Below are 23488 nucleotides of genomic sequence, written 5' to 3' on the forward strand. Positions count from 1 at the left end.
CTCAAATGGACCTCGTACTTTAGTGCGAGACACCCTTAATCAAAATCTCTAAAATTTGTATTGCTGCTTTCGAAATAACCGTTCCAGGTCCGAAAACACCCAACACACCTTTATCAAACAAAAACTGGTAGTCATTTGGTGGAATTACTCCACCTACAATCGTGTAAATATCTGGTCGTCCTATTTTTTCTAACTCATCAATAACCTCGGGAACCAACGTTTTGTGTCCCGCTGCAAGTGACGAAATACCTAAAATATGGACATCATTTTCAGCAGCCTGTTTCACAGCCTCTTTCGGCGTCTGGAACAAAGGTCCGATATCTACATCAAACCCAATATCCGCAAAGCTTGTAGCAATTATTTTAGCGCCACGATCATGCCCATCTTGACCTAATTTAGCAATCATAATTCTCGGTCTTCGACCTTCTAATTCAGCAAATTCATCTGCTAATTTCTGAGCCTTTTGGAATGATTCGTCCATCTTTATACTATTAGAATAAACTCCTGAAATAATTCTGGTGTTGGCTTTGTAACGTCCGAAAACTTCCTCTAAAGCATCCGAAATTTCTCCAAGTGTCGCTCGGGCTCTAGCTGCCTCTACTGCAATAGCCAGTAAATTGCCCTGTTGATCTCGCGCACATTGAGTAAGTGCTTTAAGTTGTTTTTCTACCTCTTTTTCATCTCTTTCGGATTTGATTTTGAGGATGCTAGCAATTTGAGATTCACGCACCGCTTTATTATCAACTTCTAAAAAATTAAGATCTTCTTCTGAGTCATTTACAAATAAATTGACACCGATAATATGCTCTTGGCCACTATCTATTCTTGCTTGTTTACGAGCAGAAGCTTCTTCGATTCTTAGCTTAGGAATTCCTTTTTCTATCGCTTTTGTCATCCCACCTAACGCTTCTATTTCAGAAAGATGTTGTTTCGCTTTCTCGATGAGATCTGCAGTTAGATTTTCTACATAGAACGAACCTCCGTATGGATCGATATAGTCTGTTATGCCTGTTTCTGTTTGTAATATTTTTTGAGTTTCCCGAGCAATTTTAGCGGAATATTCAGAAGGTAGAGCAATCGCTTCGTCTAATGCATTCGTATGCAGTGACTGGGTACCACCCATCACTGCGGATAAAGCTTCTACCGTTGTTCTGCCGATATTGTTATATGGATCTTGAGCAGTTAAACTCCATCCTGAAGTCTGGCAATGAGTTCTTAGCATCTGAGACTTAGGATTCGTGGGTATAAATTTTCCAACAATTTCTGACCATAAAACTCTAGCAGCTCTCATCTTCGCTACTTCCATAAAATGTTTCATTCCGATTCCCCAGAAAAAAGAAAGTCTAGGTGCAAAATCATCAATAGAAAGTCCCGCGTCTATTCCAGTCTTAATATATTCTAGACCATCTGCTAGCGTATAGGCTAATTCAATATCTGCAGGTGCTCCAGCTTCATGCATATGATATCCGCTGATGCTTATGGAATTATACTTAGGCATGTGCTGCGCTGTATATTTGAAAATATCCCCAACAATTCTCATCGATTCTGCAGGAGGATAGATATAAGTATTTCGAACCATGAATTCCTTAAGAATATCATTTTGGATTGTTCCTTTTAATGATTCTTTAGCAACGCCTTGTTCTTCAGCAGCAACAATGTAGAAGGCCATAATAGGAATTACTGCACCGTTCATAGTCATCGAAACAGACATTTTATCTAACGGAATTTGGTCAAACAACCGCTTCATATCTTCTACCGTGTCGATAGCAACTCCCGCCATGCCCACATCACCACTCACTCTTTCGTGATCAGAATCATAACCTCTGTGTGTCGCTAAATCAAATGCGACGGAGAGTCCTTTTTGTCCTTGTGCTAGGTTTTCGCGATAGAATTTATTAGAGGCTTCCGCCGTAGAAAATCCGGCATACTGCCTAATGGTCCAAGGTCGACCTTGATACATTGTTGCGTATGGACCTTGCAAGTAAGGCGGCTTGCCCGGCGCTAAGTTTTCAAGTTCTGAAGGCCTAGCGTCGTAATTATTTTTAATTAGAATACCTTCAGCACTATCCCAAGTTCGGTCCGATGGGCTATTTTGCTCTTTGAAAGCGGAAAATGATATGGGATTAAACTTGCGTTTCATTACTTTAATTTGAAATTATCTGCAACTATTAAATCTTTACCACCTCCAGTATAATTGTAAAATCCTTCGCCAGATTTTCTTCCCAGTTTACCTGCAGTAACCATATTCACCAGTAAAGGACAAGGTGCATATTTCGGGTTTCCAAAACCATCTTGCAACACCCTCAGAATAGCCAAACAAACATCAAGTCCTATGAAATCCGCAAGCTGAAGTGGTCCCATTGGATGCGCCATTCCTAATTTCATAACCGTATCTATTTCTTCCACTCCAGCCACGCCTTCATATAAAGAAAGGATCGCTTCATTGATCATGGGCATTAGGATTCGGTTAGCGATAAAGCCTGGATAGTCATTCACTTTTACTGGTGATTTTCCTAATTTGGATGAAAGACTCATGACCGTATCTAACGTTTCAGATGACGTAGCATAACCACTAATTACTTCTACTAGTTTCATGATCGGAACTGGATTCATGAAATGCATGCCGATTACTTTTTCAGATCTAGAAGTAACACTAGCAATCTTAGTGATCGAAATAGAAGAGGTATTCGTTGCTAAGATGCAATCTGAAGGTGCATGTTCATCGATAGATTTGAATATTTTTAGTTTTAGGTCAATGTTTTCAGTAGCTGCTTCGACAACAAGCTCAGCTTGACTAACGCCTGATGCAAGATCTGATGAAGTCGTTATATTTTCTAATGTCGCCTTCTTTTGATCTTCACTAATTTTTTCCTTTTGTACCATTCGATCTAGATTCTTAGCAATGGTTTTCATAGCTTTATCTAGTGCCTCCTCAGAGATATCGATTAAGGTAACCTGATATCCATTCATCGCGAAAACATGAGCTATTCCGTTGCCCATTGTTCCTGCTCCAATCACGCTTATATTTTTCATCCTATTCATTTTTATAATCAGTGCTTATTCCTTTTAGACCATGCTTTTCCACATGATTCTATGGGTTTTAATTTGGATTTTTGATCTAAGTAATACTTAAGAGCTATCATTGCTGCTGCGTTTTCTTCTTCGGGATTACTCATTTTCTCCGTAGAAAAGTATTTTTGAACGAAGTGTGTGTCAAACTTTCCAGATTGAAATGCTTCATGATTAGCAACGAAATGACCAAATTCAAGTGTCGTCGCAATCCCTTCGATTTCATAAGCTTCGATGGCTTCTGACAATAAAGTTATAGCCTCGGTTCTCGTTTCTGCATAAGCAACTAGTTTTGCAATCATCGGGTCATAATAGATCGGTATTTCGTCTCCTTCTTCGTAAGCATCGTCTACTCTAATGCCTTCGCCAACTGGAATTTTATAAGTTTCCAATGTTCCAATGTCAGGGAGGAAATCTTTCGTAGGATCTTCAGCATAAACTCGTAGTTCTACCGCATGCCCTTTTAATTGAACTTGGTCTTGGGTGTAAGCAAGCACTTCATTTCGCGCTACTTTTATTTGCTGCTCCACAAGGTCTATGCCCGTGATCATCTCCGTAACAGGATGTTCCACTTGCAATCGGGTGTTCATTTCTAGGAAATAGTAATTAGATTGTTCGTCCAATAAGAATTCTACAGTTCCTGCACCGGAATAATTACATGATTTGGCAACTTTTATGGCGGCCTCGCCCATTTCTTTCCGCAGCTCTGGCGATAATACCGCCGATGGTGCTTCTTCTACTACTTTTTGATGACGTCGCTGTATACTACATTCTCTTTCGAACAAGTGAATGACATTACCATGGTTGTCAGCAAGGACTTGGATTTCAATATGTTTCGGTGATGCAATATATTTTTCTATAAAAACTGCGCCATCGCCGAAAGCAGACTTCGCTTCACTAACCGCTCTATCCATCTGACTTTCAAAATCTTTGCTTGATTCCACAATTCTCATCCCTTTTCCACCTCCACCTGCAGAAGCTTTGATTAAGATTGGGAATCCAATTCCAACAGCTATATTTTTTGCTTCTTCTATATTCGTGATGGCTTGATCGGTACCCGGAACCATTGGAATGTCGTATGCTTTTACAGCAGCCTTGGCTTCTAATTTGCTACCCATAATATTGATGGCATGTTCAGAAGGACCGATAAAAATCATTCCAGCCGCTTTCACTGCTTTAGCAAAAGCTGCGTTTTCACTTAGGAACCCATATCCTGGATGAATGCCATCGACATTCAGCTCTTTAGCTACCTTGATGATATTATCACCATCCAAGTACGATTGATTCGAAGGAGCTGGGCCAATTAATACTGCCTCATCTGCAAATCTAGTATGTCTAGCTTCAACATCCGCTTCAGAATAAACCGCTACAGTCTTGATTCCAAGTTTCCTTGCAGTACGCATTATTCTCAAGGCAATTTCACCTCTATTTGCAATTAGTATTTTCTTCATTTTAAAAATTTATTCCAGGCTTCTTCTGCCAATTCATTCGTTCTTTTTTCTATGGTGTAACTTCCTTTTAGTGGATCTTTCACCAAATCTATATTGCCTTCTTCTGCTAATAGATGGTGCAGGTTTCTAGTGATTCTAGCACTAAAAGCCTTACTTTTTTGATCACTTTTTGGTTCCTCAATTAAAATGGCGTCAGCAGAAGCAACTGCTGCGGAAGTAAGTTGTAAACTTGCTTTGATAAAGTTTTCTTCTATTGATTTTTCTTCCTTATAATCTCCGGAAGTTGCTAAAATATGTAGTGGTCTATATTCAACTTGGAAGGATTCTAACATCAGTGACCAAAGCGCTTTTATTGCTCTTATTTTACAAATACTCGAAATGTAATCATCATCTATTTTATATTTTACACAGAGGTGATGGTCAATGTTGTCTCTACTTTCAAAATGCTGTCTCCATGTGTTCAAACAATTCACAGCTTCGGCTATAAAATCGGAATTTTGAAATGTAAATGAAAAGTAGCTCAGGTTTGAAGAAGTGTTCTCGGAAATAATTTCAATTGGCAGTGTAGCATTTATGTCCAATTTTAGCACTTTTCTGATGCTGTTAAGATTTCCACTGAGATAGAGATGAATAAGTTTGGTGTCAATTCCATGAAACAGTGATTCGATTGCAACAGCATCTAGTTCTGTTTTGAAATCTAGACTTAATGCAGATGCTCCATTGACCAATGCATCTAACATTTCAACTTGGCTAGGATTTACAAAGTGTTGCACAATCAACCATTGATTTTCACCTTTTAACAATCCGCTCATGCTTCTGAATCAATTTCGATCATCAATTGAGCTTTTTCAACTTTATCTCCTTTCTTGATTTTGATGGATTTCACTACACCTTTTCCATTAGCTTTAATAATGTTTTCCATCTTCATCGCTTCGAGGATGACTAAAGGTTGATCTTCATCTACGACATCACCTTCCTTAATGAAGATGTCGATAACGAGACCAGGCATTGGGGAGTTAATATTGCCAGCATTCGGTTTGTTGATTATGTTTAACCCCATGTTGGAAATCAGAACATCTAATTCGGTCTGGATAGAAATATGATGAGTTTTTCCGTTGATCCTAACTTTAATTTCTTTGGGATCTGAAGAAGTTATGATTTCTGCTTCGTAATTCTTGTTGTCCACTCGATAATTGACGAGTTTTTCAGAAGCAAAATGGAAGTTTCCTTCTAGTGTTCTATCTTCATTAATATAGATGATTTCTCCAGCCATTTAACTAAGTTCTTAATTAATTATAGAATACAGCAAATATAGTAAATATTGAATTCGATTAATAAGTTTAAAAGATTAAATATATATTTACAATTCATTCGTTATTTAATTGAGAACTTATTCAATTAAAAGTTATTATGGAAAAGAGGAGCCCTGGAAGGCCCAATGATAAGCACAGTACAGATTTGGATATGATTATGAGATCATCCATCAAGGAATTTGCTAGGCAAGGGTATGGCGGAGTCACGATTAATAGTCTTGCGAAGAAAGTTGGGATCGCGGATTCTTTGTTCCACTATCACTTTGGATCTAAGTTGAACCTTTGGAAAAGTTGCATGACTTTGATCGGAGAGGAGATTACTTTGAAATTTGAAAATCTTAGCAAGTTAAGTTCCGATATTAATGGCTTAGATCGGTTGAAGTTATTTAATAAACAATTGGTTTATGTTTCAGCTGAGTATCCAGAATTTCAGCAAATTGTTGTTCAAGAGGTTTTTTCTGAATCCGAACGGTCCATTTGGTTAATATCTGAATTGCTCAGACCGATATATGCATATTTTAGTGAAATATTGGAAAGTGAGCAGGAAAAAGGAAATATGAAAAAAATTCCTGCAGCTAATTTAACGAGCTTTATCATAGGATCTATAACAACCTTGTTTTCTCGATCATTCCAGATGAAAAAGTTATATGGTATCGATGCCTTTTCCCCTGAAGAAATAGAAAAGCATGCTGAAGTGATGAATGAGTTGATCATCGGCGCATTGAAAATATAGGATAGCGCACAGATATTGAAGAGACACTTCTTCCATTCAAAATATCTGCTTAGATTTTAGTTTCAAAAAATAATTTGATTTTTTTTTTGACGGGCTTAAACCTTTCTTTAACCCTTAGGTCTAAATCAAAACTTAACTATGATTTCTAGAATCACCATCGGAATATTTTTCTTTCTTCCTTTCCTTATTTCAGCTCAGACATTTGAATTAAAAGGTAAAGTTGAGGATACCAACAAAGAGCCATTAATCGGTGCAAATATTGCGTTGATCCAGGATGGTGAGAATGTTTATCAAACCATAAGTGATGTGGATGGTACCTACCTTTTTGATAATGTAGAAAGAGGAGATTATCGTTTGAAAATCACTTATCTAGGATTTTTCAATGTCAATGAAGACGTAAACATTGAAGATAATGTTACTCTAAAAACAAAGACCATGTACGCTTCACCTGTAGGTCTAGACGAAGTAGTAGTGGAAGGAAAAGTTCCATTAGCGACTCAGAGTGGAGATACTACACGTTACAATGCTTCACAATATAAAGTGCTCGCTGATGCATCGACTGAAGACTTAGTTACAAAAATGCCTGGAATTACCATGGAAAATGGAGTGATTTCAGCGGAAGGTGAAACAGTGCAAAAGGTACTTGTGGATGGTAAAGAATTTTTTGGAAATGATGCGACGGCAGCATTGAAAAATTTACCTGCTGAAGTGGTTGATAAAATTGAGATCTTCGATAAGAAAAGTGAGCAAGCAGAATTTACAGGATTCGATGATGGTGAAACCACTAAGACAATCAATGTTGTAACTAAAATAGATAAAAGAAACGGGCAATTCGGAAAAGCATATGCAGCGATAGGCACGGAAGCTCATTATAACTTGGGTGGTAACTTTAGTTTGTTTAATGGTGATCAGAGAATTTCATTTATCGGACAGGCTAATGATATCAACATCCAGAATTTCTCATCTGAAGATATTTTAGGAGTGAGTGGTGCAGGCGGTGGACGAGGAAGAGGCCGTGGTGGCAGAGGTGGCGGAGATAACGGTTTTCAGGTTTCTCAACAAGGAGGAATTTCTGCGACGAATGCTTTCGGTGTCAATTTTAGTGATGAGTGGGGCGAAAAGACAGAAGCAACATTTAGTTACTTTATTAATCAGAATGAAAACTTCTCTGAAGAATATATTGCAAGACAATTTTTCGATGCAGATGGCGAACAAAGCGGATCTGTGTACAATGAAGAGAATCTAAGTACTTCTAATAATTATAACCATAGATTTAGCGGAAAATTTGAGTTTAAAATAAATGACAACAGTTCATTTCAGATTAGACCAGGTGTGAGTTACCAGCATAATAATGGTCTTTCGTCTACACTAGGAAATACATATAGTTTTTCTGATCCAGTTAATAATACTGTGAATGAATTTGATGCATTGAATAAAGGCTGGAATATTAATAACTCAGCTATTTTAAGACACAAGTTTGGTGAATCAAGAAGAACACTTTCTCTAAGCTTAAGAAACCAGTATAGCGATCAGCAAGCTAATTCTAACTTGCTTTCTACCAGTCAATTTTTTAATCCAATCTTAGAGACTGATGAATTGGATCAAATTGCAATTTTGGACAATGCTGGATGGAATAATTCTGCGAACCTTGCCTTTACTAATCCAATAGGCGAGAAGTCAATGTTAAGTGTGGAATACCGATTGAGTCTAGAATCTGATGCATCTGAAAAGGAAACATTTGATGCGAACGAAGCTGGCAAGTATGAATTATTAAATGAATCATTGACGAACGTTTTTGACAATGATTATGTGACACATTCAGGAGGATTATCTTACAATTATAGAGTAGGGAAGTCGATGGTAGTAGCTAAAGGATCTGTTCAATATTCACAATTAAATACAGAGCAACAATATCCTTTCGAGGCGTCATTGAATCGTTCGTATGTAAACTTTGTGCCTTTTGCTATGTGGAGTTTAAACATTGACCGACAAAATAATGTAAGAGTTATCTACAGAACAAATACACGTAGACCTAGTTTGACTCAATTACAAGAAGTGGTTGATAATAGTAATCCAGTTCAGTTATCTATCGGTAATGCAGCATTAGATCAGCAATTCCAACACAGTGTTTTTGCGAGATTCAAAAGAACCAATACGGAGAAAGGTACGGTGATGTATGGTTTAGTGGGAGGAAATGTAACTAATAATTACATTGGTAATAGCTTATATACTTCACAATCGAATAGTGAATTAGCTCAGGAATATAATTTAGGTCAAGGAGCTCAGATTTCTCAACCTGTAAACTTGGAAGGTTACTGGGATTTCAGAACATTCTTTACCTATGGATTGCCTGTGTACTTTATAAAGTCTAATTTGAATATTAATCTTTCGGGTAATTTCTCTAATACGCCAGGATTAATTGATGACCAATTAAATAATGCGCAGTCGAATACTTATGGCGCTGGACTATCATTAACAAGTAATTTTAGTGAGAAATTGGATTTTAGATTAGGAAGCAATACGAGTTATAATAGTGTTGCAAATGATATCAATACTAGGCAGAATTCAAATTTCTTAAATCAGCGTACTTCTATAAGTATGGATTGGGTAATGCCAAAAGATATCGTCTTCAGAACGGATTTTAACCACCAGTTTTATAAAGGTTTATCTGAAGGATACAATGAAGATTATTTCATTTGGAACTTAGCGATCGGTAAGAAGATCTTTAAGAATAAATTAGGCGAGCTTAATGTTTCCGTATACGATTTATTGAATCAGAATGTTAGAGTAAATAGAGAAGTGACAGGAAATTACCTAGAAGATGTAAGAACGAATGTTTTACAGCGTTATGTGATGGTCAATTTTATCTATAATTTCAGAAATTTCGGTGAAATGAAGGCAGAGAAGAAACCTTCACGTGATTTCGGTGGAGGAAGAGGTGGAAGATTTTAATTAAAAAATATAAATATAAAATAATGAAGAATTTAATATTAATGATGTTTCTTGGGTTGGTAACTTTCCAAGTTCAAGCTCAAGGGCAGGGTCAAGGTGAAAGAAGAGTGGAAAGACCTTCAGAATTAGAAAGTGCTGCGTATATTGCAATGGTAGACAGTATGAGTCTAGATGCAGAACAAAAGATTCAATTTGATGCAGTACAAGTGATGTATCAAGATAAATTGAAGAAAATGATGACGGAGGCAAGAGAGAAAGGTGTAGAAAGAGAAGAAATTAGAGAGGTGATGCAAGGATTGAATAAAGAACAAGATGGCGTTTTGAAAAATTTATTGACAGAAAGCCAATATAAAATTTATACAGAATATAAAGCTGAAAGGCAGAAAAACCGTGGCAGTCGTCGAGGAAATCGAGGCGGTGGCGGAGGTAGAGGATAACGCCTATGAAAATAAAAACCCCGAAGATTCCACATGCTGTAACACTGTTGTTTGTCATCATTATTTTGGTGACGATTATGACTTACATCTTACCAGCAGGGGCATTCGAAAGGGTAGAGGTGGATGGAAGAAATAGAGTTGTCCCAGGGTCATATTCTGTAATGGATGCAACACCTGTAGGATTGCTAGATATGTTCCGAGCCATTCCTTTGGGTTTTAAAGCAGCAGTTGAAATAATATTTATAGTCTTAGCCGGAGGGATTATGTTCGGCATCATGTCGAAAACCAAAGCTATCGAAAATAGCATTGGGACCTTGGTTAAAACATTTGGCTTAAAACGAAAGTATATGATCGTTGTGATCATGACTTTCGTTTTTGGTTTTTTAGGGGTAGCGGTTGGTTATGAGAATAACATTGCTTTAGTGCCTATCGCAGCAGTTCTGAGTTTAGCGCTCGGTGGAGATCTAATTCTAGCTGCAGGAATTTCTGTAGGAGCGATGACCGTAGGTTTCGGTTTATCTCCCATTAATCCATATACGGTCGGAACTGGTCATAAAATTGCCGAATTACAGATGTTTTCAGGCGCTGGTCTACGATCTGCATTGTGTTTTATTGGACTGTCTCTGATGGCTTTATACAATGTCCGTTATTTTAAGCGAATAATTGCAGATCCATCTAGAAGTCTAGGTATAGGTTTAGATGTGGATGGTGTTTCTTTAGATATGGAAATAGAGGAGTATAAAATGGACCTCAAGAGCTGGATGGTGTTGGGGACTTTTATGATCGGACTAGCAGTTATTATTTATGGTGTTTTCAACTTAGGTTGGTATATAAATGAGTTGTCTGCTGTCTTTTTAATGATTACAATTGTTTGTGGTATTATCGCCAGAATGAATCCAACGGATTTCAGTGAAACGGTTTTGAAGTCAGTGGCTGCAGCTGCACCTGGAGCATTTATGGTGGGATTTGCTACGACCATAAAAGTGCTCATGGAAATGGGGAATATAGGTGATACGATATCTTACGAGCTTTCTGACATGCTTCAAGGTCTGTCTACTTACTCATCGGCAATTGCTATGTCGGTTTCTCAGTGTGTTATTAACTTTTTTATACCATCAGGAAGTGGACAAGCGCTTGCTACGTTACCAGTGATGATTCCTTTAGGAGAAGTCCTTGGTTTAACTCCGCAAACGGCAATTCTTGCATTTCAGATAGGAGATGGCGTTACCAATTTATTGAATCCTACACTCGGTGGTCTTATTGCCATGTTAGCGATGTGCCGAGTTCCATTGGATCGATGGCTGCGTTTTATTTTTCCATTGTCAATGTTGATATTAGTGATATCGTGGGTATTTTTGGTTATTGCTGTTTTCACGGGTTATAGTTAAGGTAGGTTGACTCCAAAAAAACATTCATAGCCTCACTTGAGGTGAGACCATGAAGTTTTTATAGTTTTCCACTATCTTCACCTTATGAACGCAACTCAAATTCTAGAAAAACTGGTTTCCTTCCCAGTACTCGGCGGAGAAAGTAATCTGACCATTATTCATTGGATTAAGGAGTATATCGAATCATATGGTGTGGAATGTGTAATGGTTCCACATTCAACGGAAGCAAAAGCATCTTTACATTGTAGGATAGGACCTGCCGTAGACGGAGGAATTATTTTATCTGGACATACAGATGTCGTTCCTGTCGCGGGGCAAGATTGGGATACCGATCCATGGGTGCTGACTGATAAAGGAGACGGTAAATTATACGCCAGAGGATCATGTGACATGAAAGGTTTCCTAGCTTGTGTCCTAGCGGTGTTACCTGAAATGGTAAAAGCAAACCTTTCCAAGCCTATCTATTTTGCTTTTTCATATGATGAGGAAATCGGTTGTCTTGCTGCGCCAGAGTTGGTCCAAGCGATTAACGATTTTTATGATGAGCAACCAGCTTATGCTATTATTGGTGAACCTTCCTTGATGCAGCCTATGATTGGCCAAAAAGGGATCGTAATTTATGAAACCATTGTCAATGGATCGGCTGGACATTCAAGCAGAATTAAGCAAGAGGTAAGTGCCATTCACGAAAGTGCAAGATTGGTGTTATGGCTAGAAGACAAAATGAATAAACTTGTGGAAGCTGGGCATATCGATGATCGATTTCATCCACCACATACTTCGATTCATTGTGGCATGTTGAGTGGAGGCATTGCTCCAAATGTCATTGCGGATAAGGCTAGATTTACTTGGGATGTGAGGGTAATTCCTAAAGATGTTGCAGCTGATATTCTGTATGATTTTGAAATTTATTGTAGAGAGAGCGAAGATCAATTAAGAAGTGTTTTTCCAGGGTTTAAAATTGACACAATAGAAATTCATCCTGACGTTCCTCCATTAGATACTGAGGAAAATGCAGATATAGTTGGATTTACGCAGAAGGTTGCTGAAAATCCTACTTGGGATACGGTTTCCTATGCTGCCGAAGCTGGCCAATTCGCTGAAGGTGGCTATCAAGCAATTATATGTGGTCCTGGGTCGATCGAACAAGCCCACCGTGCGAATGAATTTATTGCTAAATCAGAGCTGGAAAAGGGCGTTGTAATGATTCAAAATATTGTGAAAGAATTATCAGAGTAAGCACCGGAATGAGTTTTTAACGGTTCGGTGATATGAAGCGGACGCAGCGATAGCAATTCTGATCTTATATCACTTGTTAGAGAGAGTTAGCTAATGTTGTTTAGTCTATCCCTGAGATTTTTAAGCTTGTCAATAAGTTCTTCAAATGATAAAGTTACTCCGTAAAACATTGATTCTTTCATGTTTCTGTAGTCTTGCTGCCATTGTTTGATTACTTTTTTCGGTGGAATGAAATCAATGTATTTATGCTGATGCTTATTATAATCGACCCAGGTTATGTTTGTAATCATTTTTCTATGTTCAACTATTTTATTGTATAATTCAATGTCACTTATTGCATCTTCAAGAAAATCAGAATTCATTAATTTTTCAATATCATATAAATGCCTAGTCATTCGGTCATGACGAATAACTTTACCTTCTGGCTTTTGGAACTCTTCATGAAGAAGAAATATTTTTTCTAACATCGTTCGTGTAGGTAATACCGTTGGAACATGTATTGCATTATCCGAAAATGTTTGATCTGGATAAACTTGACCAATGAAAGAAACCATACTTCTTAACTCATATGGATCTCTTAATGATCTCGAGCTAATTTCAATCAGTATTCTTGGTTTTATATACTCAACTTCTTCGGTTATTGGCTCATATTTTAGTTCAATTGACATTGGATCTGTGTCCGATTCTTCAAAATCAACTAGAGTTAGAACATACTCTTTTATTCCATTCTCTTTTAGCCTATTTCTTAATACTGGTACAAATTTTTCATTTACAAACTTTGCAGCATCCTTTCTTAATTTTCTTACACCACTTTTAGTTAAGTCTCCTCCGAAATTCAGGTAAGATCTATCAATACCTAAATCTATATCTTCGGAAAATCTTTCTATTAAATTCCAACCTTTACTAAGAGAAGTACCTCCTTTAAAAACAATATGCTCTCCATATTCGGTTTTAAAAATTGCCTTTAGCGCAATCATAACCCAAAAGTCTTTTTCTATTGCTGTTGGAATGATGCCAATTCTAGTGCTAGTTTGGTTAATTATTTCTTTGCGTTCATTAATTTTCAAGTTGAACCATTCTTCCATAATAAATTAACGTTTAGTAATTAAATCCCTTATCCAACTTGGTGCTAGTTTGATGTCATGTTTAATATCTTCGTTTGGTATTTCTGCCAGTATTTTATTTATCTTTTTCTTTACTTCAAGCGTTATGTTGTCTTTTTTCATATGCTTTAATGCTTGAATGATTAGTATCATTCTATCATTTTTGGCAGCAAGTAATTTAGTTGGTGCAGATTTAAATTTAATTGAACCACTTCCTATTGTAATTTTTCTTGGGCTACCATCTGTTAGGTAGACTACATTCACGGGCACCTGTGTTGAAAAACCTAACTTATTTAGAGCATAGAGACCGGTTGGGATTATCCGTGCCTTATCTCGCTTTGCTATTGCTTTTGCAATATCTTCAATAGTTGGTAACAATATACCTAGTACTTTATGTTTTTTCGGAAATAGATATATGCCCCTTGCTAGCCTTAATAATACTCCTTTGTCCTCTAATCTATTTAGCGCTTGTCTTACAGCTGTTGATGAGCCATATTTGTTAAAATTATCCGGAAAAAATATTTTACCACGTTTGTGATTATATATTGACTTAAGTATTTGATTTTCAACTGAAAGTGTCATTTTTACGATTTCATTTCTGTCACAAAAATATAATAAAAACGTGACAAAACTACACTCGGACCTAATTATGTGTTTGAAAAAACAAAGAGGTGGGAAAGACACTCATGAATCTTTGATTCATGAGTTGATAATATTGATAACAACAATGCATAGTGAAATGCAACAAAGTTGGAAGTCTTTCAGACCATTTCACTATGCATTGTTGTTATCGACGGAGGTAGATGATTTTATTGACAAAGTCAAGTATTTAAAGCTATTACATTCTATATGTTTTTGATTTATAAATATTTATACATGCCAAATTAATATATTGTTTAAAATTCAAAATTCTCTCTAACCACTTTTTAGAAGAAATTATATTTGTCAAAGCGGTATCGCTGGGGAAATCATTATAGGGCTGGTCTTATGTTTAAATATTAATTCTGGCTTTGAAAACTTATCAAGCGTAAAACATATCATGAAAAACATTTCATAGCCTCACTTGATGTGAGACCATGAAGTTTTTCTAATTCATAGCCTCCGTTGGTGATCGGACAATTCACTAGATGTGACCATGAAGTTTTTCTAATTCAGATTGATGGATTTCATGTCTTAATTCTATCGCCAGACATGAAAACATATCATGAAAAACATTTCATAGCCTCACTTGATGTGAGACCATGAAGTTTTTCTAATTCATAGCCTCCGCTGGTGATCGGACAGGGCACTTGATGTGAGACCATGAAGTTTTTCTAATTCATAGCCTCCCGTAGGTAACCGGATAGACTACTTGATGTGAGAACATGACGTTTTTCTATTTTAATTCAAAATTATCCGTCCGAAATGGTGTTACCGGATAACCTGCCTTGCTGAATAAATTGGCGTCCGCTGGATTAATCTCCCATGCATATCTTACCGCTACAGGTTTCGCAATATCTTCACTCCATACGGTTACTTTACCATCTTGTAGTTTTGCTTGTGCCCATACAAATTTACCATCCGCTCCAGCGATACTAAAACCTTGAACATAGCCATATCTGTTTTTCACCATTAGTCCTTCACCTACCGTTTTAAATTGAACGACGACATGATTCCCAACGACCTTATGAGAACCATACATTGGGCTACCCTCTACCACATTTTCTCCATATACTTTATTCCGTGCTGGTAGAGCTAATCTATGCCCTACATCCTTTTTATTTCTCGGATGAATATCATCAGGATTACCAATGTCAGTGATAATTGCCTGTCCAGTATTTTCTACTTTTAGTACATCGGTCATAGATTCACGAATTACTCCCCAACCATCATTTCCAGGTTCTTCCATCGGTTGTTTCCAGTTGGCGAGTGAAACATAAAAGAAAGGAAGATCAGGTTGATTCCATTTTTCTCTCCAGTCACTAATCAATGTTCGGAGCAAAAATCTATAATCATAAGCGGTTTGAATTGAACCAGCATTTGATTCTCCTTGATACCAGATCACACCTTTTACAGGAAAATCAATAATAGGACTGATCATCGCATTATAAATTAAAGTAGGTGTACTATTTGATAATTGAGTAACTTTTATAGCTGCAAATCGTATCTTCCAATCAAAATCACTCAATGGTTTATTGCCAATCCTTGTGTCAAATTCAGTAGTGTAAAAACCTCCACCTCCTGTGTTATCTTCTACTCGTACCATCAAAATATTCTTTCCCTTTTTGATAACATCAGCAGGAACAGTGTATACTCGTTCTACATTATATCCTTTAGTCTCCCCAACCAATACACCATTAACCCAAGTTTTATCATTGTCATCCAATGCTCCAAGTTTCAACACTGTTTCTCCACTTGCTTCGAATTCAGTTCTATACCAAGCAACTCCATCCACATTTTCAAAGCCTTGGTCTTCCCACCTTATATTCGTTTTGATCGTTTTCCATTTAGATAAATCTATGTTTTCTCCTCCCCAGATTGGTTTCCCATTGACAACAGAATTATCCTTATCCGTTAGGTCTGGAAACATTTTTTTAATTTTATCTTTGGTGGACTCATTCATGTTATTTTTCTTGCGGTAAGTGCTATAACTTTCTTGAGTATGATGCTCTATAAGCATCTCTTCGCTGATCCAAGGTTGGATTCTGCTTCCACCCCAAGAAGAATTCAATAAACCGATCGGAATATTTTGCGAAGCTCTTAACTCTTTAGCGAAATAGTATCCTACTGCAGTAAAATCACCTGCTGTTTCAGGACTATTCACCACCCATTCACCACCGGGAATCATTTCTTCAGGTGTTTCAGAATTAGCATGAGGTATTTTAAAATGTCTAATTAACCCATCATTTGCGTCATTTATCTCAGCTTCTGCATTGTCCGTATTTTTTAAGACCCATTCCATATTAGACTGACCAGAACATAACCATACATCTCCGAAATAAATGTCATTATATGTTAATCCGTTATTCGCTGTTTTTATTTCTATGACATAAGGTCCCCCTGCAGGAGTTGGAGGTAAATTAACAACCCAGCGACCATCCAGATCTGCTTTGCCTTGTATTTCTTTTTTGTTAAATATTACTTTAACAGATTCGCCTGGAGCGCCCCATCCTTTAATCGGAATTTCTACATTTCTTTGTAAAATCGCATGATCCCCAATGGTTTTTTTAGTTCTAAACTGACCATTTAAAGATGACGAAATAACGAAGAATAAAAGAATGATGAATAGTGTGTTTTTCATGTTTTGTTTGTTTCAGTGAATTAAGATAGTAAAAAAAATCAAACGAAGGTTTTTGACTTTAATTCAAAATTTGTTTCTTACGGATCACTAAAGTAATGGACTCTTGATAAAAAAATATTCATTTGATATTTTTAAGCCGAAATGGCCAAAATGGAAGATAAGTTTGGCGGATACACTGCTTAAAATTCTACCGCTTGGTGTTGCGAAGGCCAATAAAATGATTAAGAAGCATGGTAACTTAAAAGATCATGAATTTATTAATGAAGTTATCAATGATCTAGGTCACGAACTTGATGTTGTTGGTGTGGATAATATTCCAGCTTCGGGTCCTGTAACACTAGTTGCTAATCATCCAGGAGGAGCCGATGTCGTTGCAACCATTAGCGCAATCGCTAAGAAGCGATCCGATTTTGTCATTCTTGCTAATGAATTGATATGTGTAGAACCAGTGGTAGGCATAGTACTTCCAGTGAATACAATGTCCAAGTCGAATAAGTTGGACATGAGTGCTGTTCATCAAGCGTATAAAGATGGGAAAGTGGTCGTGTTTTATGCTGCAGGAAAGAATTCAAGGTATAATGAAGATGGAGAATTAAAAGATAGAAAGTGGCGACCAACCTTCATTGATTTTGCTGTTCAATACCATACGCCGATCTCGGTTCTTAAAATTGGTGGATCGAATGCAGACATTTTTTACAAGGTTTCTCGTTTTAGAGAGAATAACAAAAGATTTAAGAAAATTCCATTGGAGAATATTTTCCAATTAAGAGAATTGGTTAGGCCAAAACCTTACCCGATTAAACTTCAGTTTTCGGAAGCATTGTCACCCGAATTGATTAAGGAGAAACTAAAAGGAGGTGAGTTAAAAGACAAAAGGGCATTAGCCGATGAGTTGTATGAATTTTTATATCAAATGGACGATGACCATTTTAAATTTCAAGGATGAAGAAGGTATTAGAAGCTAAACCATTGGAAGTAGATCCGATGGATTATTTTGATGAAAAGAAAAAGGTATTTAGCAATATTCCTGTTTTTCCTTTAATCACAGAAGAGGAAATCGAGAAAGCGATTCTTGAATCCATTGACAAAGAAAAATTTGCTCAAGAAATAGAAGGAATTCTAGCTTATTCCAAGAAGAAAAAAAGTTTTGTCAAAGATACCGCCTACATTATTTGCCTGATCAATTGGGATCGATGTCCAGAATTGAGTCAGCTGCTTACCATCATGAGAGAATGGGCCTTTAGAAATGAAGGTGGTGGAGTAGGAGAGAATGACTATGATAATTTTGACGAGTTGGATAAAATGGAACAATTGATCATTTTAGACACAGAAGCAGAATCAGTCATCGGAACCATCATCGGTGGATATAGGTATATGGTTCATGATAAAGACTCTTATCATACTGGACCTATGGGAGATCACTTCGTATTTTCAGAGACTTGGAAAAACGAGAAATGGATAGAACTTGGCAGATCATTTATTAATCCATGGTACCAAAAAAGACACCAGAGATTATCTTTTGATTTAGTGCTACATGGATTAGGCTACATCTATGCGAAAAACATGGATGCGCTTGGCTACTTTGGGAAAATAACATTATATAACGTGTATGAACGCCAAGGAGCGGATAAGTTCTTCCTTGCAGTAGGAAAAGAATATTTTAGACAAAGTGATGATGTGACTGTCGTGCCATCAGAAAGAATTGCAGAAGGCGAACTATCAGCAGATCAGAGAGAAATGCTGGAGCGCGACATCTTTAAAGGCTTGTTTTACATGTTACGAAAAGATTACCAGATTAATATGGTGCCGATTATGGCAGTCTATAATCGAATGACAGATCTAGAAAAGATGTACTACTTCGGAGCGTTTAAGCACTACTCGTTTGGTGATTCTATCGAAATGGGAATTGCCATTGCATTTAATGATATCTATGAGACCATTATTGAGAAATTCGCCCGCCCTTACATGACTTAGATGAAAAGGGGAATTGCGGTACTGCTTATTATTTTTTGGTCCACTTTTATATATGGCCAAAACGTTATTTTAGGCACTAACGGATTCATTACTAAGAACCCTTTCGCTGAGGAATCAGGATTTGGGATATACAATCGAATGGGTATAGAAGTCTTCGAATTAGAACTGGGCATCAAATCATTTTACGGAAAGTTATCGAGCCTTGAGGCCTATGGAATATCATTTTATACCTTTATTCCTATTTATCAATATAAGAAATGGATCGTTTTAGGGCATGTGGAAGGTGGATTATCTCTTGTCTATAATGATTTCTTTGGTTCAGAACGTGCACTCCAGATGGGGCTCGGACCTGGTATTAAGTATGCATTAAATGATTATTTTAGTTTTGAATTCATTCTAGAATATGCAATCTTTGCTAATGTGACCACATCAAGTCCACTTTATACTCACGTATTTATTCCAACTTTAGGTTGGTCCGTAAGAATTTAATTTCTAATTACATTTCCATGAAAGCAACATTTCTTTTTTTATCTTTTTTTCTTTTAGGTCAATGTCAAAGTCAACAGACGCTGGAAGAGCTGCCCACTAATGATTCAGAAGTGGTGATTGCTTTCGGATCTTGTAACAAGCAATATGAAACCCAGATTTTATGGGACGATATTATGAAGAACAATCCTGATGCATGGATCTGGTTAGGAGATAATATATACGGAGATTCACCTGATTCGACAGTTATGAAAGAGAAGTATGATGCTCAGAAAAACAATGTTGAATATAAAAAGCTAAGAACGAATACTGCAATCTATGGTATATGGGATGATCATGACTACGGCTTAAATGATGGTGGTAAAAACTTCGAACCGAAAAAAACAATGCGTAATCTGATGTTTGATTTTTTAGATGTTTCGGAGACAAATGAAGCTTGGTCAAGAGATGGAGGTTATCAATCGTATGACCTTAATTTGAAAAATATAGCTGTAAAATTAATCCTTCTAGATAGTCGATATTTTCGAGATGATCCCATCAGAAATGGCAATGGATATGATCCTAATATGACTGGAACTATTTTAGGCGAAGCCCAGTGGGAATGGTTAGAAAAGGAGATCGTGAATACAACGGCTGATGTACTTCTTATCGGAAATGGCATCCAAGTGATTCCTGAAGAGCATCGTTTCGAAAAATGGGCTAATTTTCCGAATGAACGGAAAAGATTGATTGACCTGATCGCAAGTAGAAGTGAGGTCCAGACCATTTTGCTAAGTGGCGACAGGCACATAACGGAAGTTTCTAAATTGGATATCGGTCGCCAGCAACTCTATGAAATTACTTGTTCAGGGATGACTCATACTTACACAGGTATTAGCGGAGAAGCAAATAAGCATAGGGTCTCAGACGTAATTAAAAAGAAAAATTATGGCGTACTAAGGTTGAAAGAAGTCGGTAGTGAAATAGAAGCAGTTTTTGAATCAAGAGGCAATGATAGTGAGATTTATCAACGCATAACTTTAGATTAAATTCTAATTTCTATTGGTATCCTGCAGCCTGGAGTTCGAATAATTCTGAATAAAGCCCATCCATATCCATTAATTCTTCATGGGTTCCCATGCTCGATATTTTACCATCTTCCAGAACGATAATTCTGTCCGCCATCCGAACAGTACTGAATCGGTGAGAAATGATAATGCTGGTCTTTCCCTTTGTAAGGTTTATAAAACGTTCGAAAACATCAAACTCCGCCCTCGCGTCTAGTGCACTTGTCGGTTCATCTAAAATTAAAACATTGGCATCCTTCATATACGCTCTAGCCAATGCTACTTTCTGCCATTGACCGCCAGACAATTCTTGTCCTTTGACGAATCTTCGACCTAACTGTTGGTCATATCCATCGGGCATTTCGCTGATTACTTGGTCAGCAAGACTTAATGCAGCAGCTCTTTCTATCCGATCCTGGTCATCTAACTCATCAATATTTCCAACCGCAATGTTCTCTTTGATCGTGAATTCGTATCTGAAGAAATCTTGGAAAATAACTCCAAACATTGCTTGATATTTTATCGGATCGAATTGATTGATATTGATACCATCTAGATATATCGCACCTTCAGTAGGCTCATAAAAACCGAGAATCAATTTAATAAGTGTTGTTTTTCCCGCACCATTTTGGCCTACAAATGCCATCTTCTCTCCCGCCTTTATTTTAAAATTGACACCTTTTAAAACTTCGTCTTCACTTCCTGGATATCTGAAATGTAAATTGTCAATGACGAATCCTTCCTTAATATCTGCTGGAATGTCAGCATACTTCTTACTTGGTTTGTCAATTTTTAGGTCTATAAAATCAAAGTAATCTTTTAAATACAAGGCACTTTCAGAAATCCTTGTGAAAAGAGAGAAGAATTGTTGTAGGTTGTTTCTAAGTCTATTAAACGAACCTGAAAGGAATGTCAATTCACCTATCGTTAATACTCCAGAAAGAACACGGAAAATGATGAAAACATAGGCACCATAATAGGAGAGTACTCCTAATATATTAAATAGTGTACCATAGGCGGTTCTCTTAACAACGATGTTTTTATTCAGCTCGTAATACTTGTCTGATAAATTTCGAAACCGGTCAGCAACGAATTTAGTCAAGCCGAAAAGCTTTATTTCTTTAGCAGTATTAGAGTTTGCTCCTATATACCTTAGGTAATCTAGTTCTCTTCGCTCAGATGTCCATGACCTTGCTAGTGAATAACGCTGATTGCTAAACTTGATTTCATTAAAGAATGATGGAATGATACTTAGGACTAAAAGAATAATAAGCAAGGGTTCGAAGTAGATTAAACCAGCTATTAAACTCAGAATCGAAATGATGCTTTGCAACTGATTTAGGGTGTTAGACATGAGATTAACCCTGCTACTTGTCTGTGTTCGCGCTCGTTCTAATTTGTCGTAGAAATCGGGATCTTCTAGCTGAGCAATAGATAACTCCTTTGTTTTATTTATGATTGTTACGGATGAACTATTAGAATATAGATCACCCATTAATCCGTCCGTGAGATTAATCAGCCGATTGATCACATCCGAAATAATCACGACTGTAAGCTCTAGTGCTACAAACTTCCATAGTGTTGAAAAATCTTGCTCAGCTCCACTAAGGCTAGTCTGTTTTATGATCTCATCAATGATGATTTTCCCTATCCATAGAATGATAATGGGAGAAAATGCATTGAATAATCTAAGCAAAGCATTTGTCAAAAACATCTTAGGATTAATTTGCCAAATTTCTTTGAAAAACCTTGGGATATATCTTAATGCCTTAAAGGATTGTTTGAGGTCAGTTTTGTTCTGAGATTTTTTTATTGATGTAAATTGTCTAGCCACTTATTAATTTATTGGAATATAAACCGCTAGATAGTAGATTTTGTTCCATTATTTGAAAATGAGTTTATTAATCTTAGTCCACATATCATCTTGGAAGGTTGTAGGAACTAAGGAATTATCTGGATCTGATCCCATTCGAATGACGATTAAATTCTCAGACGGCACGATGTTGATGAGTTGACTATTTTTTCCCATGGCTGCATACATGTCATCAGGTGCAGTCTGTGATAATGGCATATTTAAGGTTAATGGAATAGATGGGAGAACGAGTTGATCCTTCCCATTTAACCACCAAAGATATCCATATGCAGGATTTAATTCTTGTGAGGTAGAGACACTTGCTTCTATATATTCCATATCATCGAGAATAACTTGATCCTTCCAGATTCCTTTATTCAGCATTAATAATCCAAATCTAGCCATGGATCTCGGCGTACTAGAGTAGACATGGTTATAATCTTGGTCAAACCAAAATCCATCCATGCCAATTGGGTCTCGTAATTTTGATTCGAAGTAATCGTCGAAAGACTGATTCGTTGCATTTTCTATGACTTGATCCAATATTGTGTATGGGGCATTGTGGTAATACCACCGTTCTCCTGGTGGTACCATATAATTTAGACACTCTTTATCTGTGCAGAAAATATCACCTTCCGTATCTAATCCTGTGGTCATGGTCAGGTGATGTCTTACTGTAATAGCTTTTTCTTGTTCTTCAGTCAATGTAGACCATCCACTTCCTAAATATTCTGATGAAGATTTAGTAATATCTAAATAACCATCTTCTTGAGCTTGACCGATTAAAAACGAAGTAAGTGTTTTACCAGCTGACGCCCAGTACCAATTTGAACTTTGTGTGAATTCTTGATTGAGTATTCCTTTGTTCCAGTACTTTTCTATTACAATTTTGCCATCCTTTAAAATGAGGAAGCCTCTGGTTCCATTTGATTCTAGGAAGTCATATAAATCTGCTGTAGCCTCCTCATTCCAGTCTAACTCAGCAATGGAATAAGTGTCCCATTCATCTGAATTATTAGGTGGGAAGTATAGTTCGGTATCATTTTCTTCCTCTTCTTCTATGATAGGGTCAGTGGTTTTATCGCATTGAACGAAAATGAATAGTAGTAATAAATTGATGATGAAGATTCTCAAAATTCTTGATTTTCTTTTTGGACAATGAATT

Annotated in this window: 19 protein-coding genes; 9 read left to right on the top strand and 10 right to left on the bottom strand. The window is 36.9% G+C overall.

Annotation, left to right across the window (positions count from 1 at the left end; genetic code table 11):
• Window positions 1-19: 19 nt before the first annotated feature.
• The 5 genes from scpA to L2586_RS19470 are packed head-to-tail and all read right to left on the bottom strand — an operon-like array spanning window position 20 to window position 5793.
• A complete protein-coding gene (gene scpA, locus L2586_RS19450) occupies window positions 20-2140 on the bottom strand; it encodes a methylmalonyl-CoA mutase (protein WP_235294616.1) in 2121 nt (706 codons plus the stop codon).
• Entirely contained in the window at window positions 2140-3033 is an 894-nt protein-coding gene (locus L2586_RS19455) for a 3-hydroxyacyl-CoA dehydrogenase family protein (protein WP_235294617.1), read from the bottom strand. Before L2586_RS19455 ends, scpA begins: the two co-directional genes overlap by 1 nt.
• 17 nt (window positions 3034-3050) lie before the next feature.
• Window positions 3051-4520 (bottom strand): acetyl-CoA carboxylase biotin carboxylase subunit, encoded by a 1470-nt coding sequence (locus L2586_RS19460; RefSeq protein ID WP_235294618.1) that lies wholly within the window; start codon window positions 4518-4520, stop codon window positions 3051-3053.
• Window positions 4517-5332, bottom strand: a complete 816-nt coding sequence (locus L2586_RS19465; RefSeq protein WP_235294619.1) for a methylmalonyl-CoA mutase family protein — start codon at window positions 5330-5332, stop codon at window positions 4517-4519. The genes L2586_RS19460 and L2586_RS19465 overlap by 4 nt, the downstream gene beginning before the upstream one ends.
• Entirely contained in the window at window positions 5329-5793 is a 465-nt protein-coding gene (locus L2586_RS19470) for an acetyl-CoA carboxylase biotin carboxyl carrier protein subunit (protein ID WP_235294620.1), read from the bottom strand. Before L2586_RS19470 ends, L2586_RS19465 begins: the two co-directional genes overlap by 4 nt.
• Before the next feature lie 137 nt (window positions 5794-5930).
• On the opposite strand from L2586_RS19470, the gene L2586_RS19475 reads away from it, so the two are divergent.
• The 5 genes from L2586_RS19475 to argE all read left to right on the top strand — a co-directional run bounded on the left by L2586_RS19475 (window position 5931) and on the right by argE (window position 12582).
• Complete coding sequence (locus tag L2586_RS19475) at window positions 5931-6566, top strand: TetR/AcrR family transcriptional regulator (protein ID WP_235294621.1); 636 nt, start codon at window positions 5931-5933, stop codon at window positions 6564-6566.
• A 138-nt stretch (window positions 6567-6704) separates the two neighbouring features.
• Window positions 6705-9518: an outer membrane beta-barrel protein gene (locus L2586_RS19480; protein WP_235294622.1), complete on the top strand. Its 2814-nt coding sequence runs from the start codon at window positions 6705-6707 to the stop codon at window positions 9516-9518.
• Window positions 9519-9541: 23 nt separating this feature from the next.
• Window positions 9542-9955 carry a hypothetical protein gene (locus L2586_RS19485; RefSeq protein WP_235294623.1) on the top strand — a complete coding sequence of 138 codons (414 nt, stop codon included), beginning with the start codon at window positions 9542-9544 and terminating at the stop codon, window positions 9953-9955.
• Window positions 9956-9960: 5 nt separating this feature from the next.
• Complete coding sequence (locus tag L2586_RS19490; RefSeq protein ID WP_235294624.1) at window positions 9961-11343, top strand: YfcC family protein; 1383 nt, start codon at window positions 9961-9963, stop codon at window positions 11341-11343.
• Window positions 11344-11427: 84 nt separating this feature from the next.
• Window positions 11428-12582: an acetylornithine deacetylase gene (argE, locus tag L2586_RS19495; RefSeq protein ID WP_235294625.1), complete on the top strand. Its 1155-nt coding sequence runs from the start codon at window positions 11428-11430 to the stop codon at window positions 12580-12582.
• An 86-nt stretch (window positions 12583-12668) separates the two neighbouring features.
• Here argE and L2586_RS19500 read toward each other — a convergent pair whose 3' ends face one another.
• The 3 genes from L2586_RS19500 to L2586_RS19510 all read right to left on the bottom strand — a co-directional run bounded on the left by L2586_RS19500 (window position 12669) and on the right by L2586_RS19510 (window position 16965).
• On the bottom strand, window positions 12669-13667 hold the full coding sequence (locus L2586_RS19500) for a nucleotidyl transferase AbiEii/AbiGii toxin family protein (protein WP_235294626.1): 999 nt from the start codon (window positions 13665-13667) through the stop codon (window positions 12669-12671).
• A 6-nt stretch (window positions 13668-13673) separates the two neighbouring features.
• Window positions 13674-14267 carry a DUF6088 family protein gene (locus L2586_RS19505; RefSeq protein WP_235294627.1) on the bottom strand — a complete coding sequence of 198 codons (594 nt, stop codon included), beginning with the start codon at window positions 14265-14267 and terminating at the stop codon, window positions 13674-13676.
• Between the two features lie 793 nt (window positions 14268-15060).
• Window positions 15061-16965, bottom strand: coding sequence for a sialate O-acetylesterase (locus tag L2586_RS19510; RefSeq protein WP_235294628.1), 1905 nt, complete (start codon window positions 16963-16965; stop codon window positions 15061-15063).
• 103 nt (window positions 16966-17068) lie between these two features.
• Between L2586_RS19510 and L2586_RS19515 the strand changes: the two genes are divergently transcribed.
• Genes L2586_RS19515 through L2586_RS19530 form a run of 4 tightly spaced genes read left to right on the top strand, consistent with a single transcriptional unit; the run spans window position 17069 to window position 20453 of the window.
• A complete protein-coding gene (locus L2586_RS19515) occupies window positions 17069-17911 on the top strand; it encodes a 1-acyl-sn-glycerol-3-phosphate acyltransferase (protein WP_235294629.1) in 843 nt (280 codons plus the stop codon).
• Entirely contained in the window at window positions 17908-18939 is a 1032-nt protein-coding gene (locus tag L2586_RS19520; protein WP_235294630.1) for a GNAT family N-acyltransferase, read from the top strand. The genes L2586_RS19515 and L2586_RS19520 overlap by 4 nt, the downstream gene beginning before the upstream one ends.
• The gene (locus L2586_RS19525; RefSeq protein WP_235294631.1) at window positions 18940-19428 is read left to right on the top strand and encodes a hypothetical protein; all 489 of its coding nucleotides are present in this window, start codon (window positions 18940-18942) and stop codon (window positions 19426-19428) included. It begins immediately after the preceding gene.
• Window positions 19429-19445: 17 nt separating this feature from the next.
• Window positions 19446-20453, top strand: coding sequence for an alkaline phosphatase D family protein (locus tag L2586_RS19530; protein WP_235294632.1), 1008 nt, complete (start codon window positions 19446-19448; stop codon window positions 20451-20453).
• Between the two features lie 10 nt (window positions 20454-20463).
• Here the strand turns inward: L2586_RS19530 and L2586_RS19535 are convergent, their stop codons facing one another.
• Complete coding sequence (locus tag L2586_RS19535) at window positions 20464-22305, bottom strand: ABC transporter ATP-binding protein (RefSeq protein ID WP_235294633.1); 1842 nt, start codon at window positions 22303-22305, stop codon at window positions 20464-20466.
• A 48-nt stretch (window positions 22306-22353) separates the two neighbouring features.
• Window positions 22354-23457 carry a serine hydrolase domain-containing protein gene (locus L2586_RS19540; RefSeq protein ID WP_235294634.1) on the bottom strand — a complete coding sequence of 368 codons (1104 nt, stop codon included), beginning with the start codon at window positions 23455-23457 and terminating at the stop codon, window positions 22354-22356.
• Window positions 23458-23488 lie beyond the last annotated feature (31 nt).

The sequence above is a fragment of the Portibacter lacus genome (assembly GCF_021533215.1).
Lineage (GTDB): Bacteria > Bacteroidota > Bacteroidia > Chitinophagales > Saprospiraceae > Portibacter > Portibacter lacus.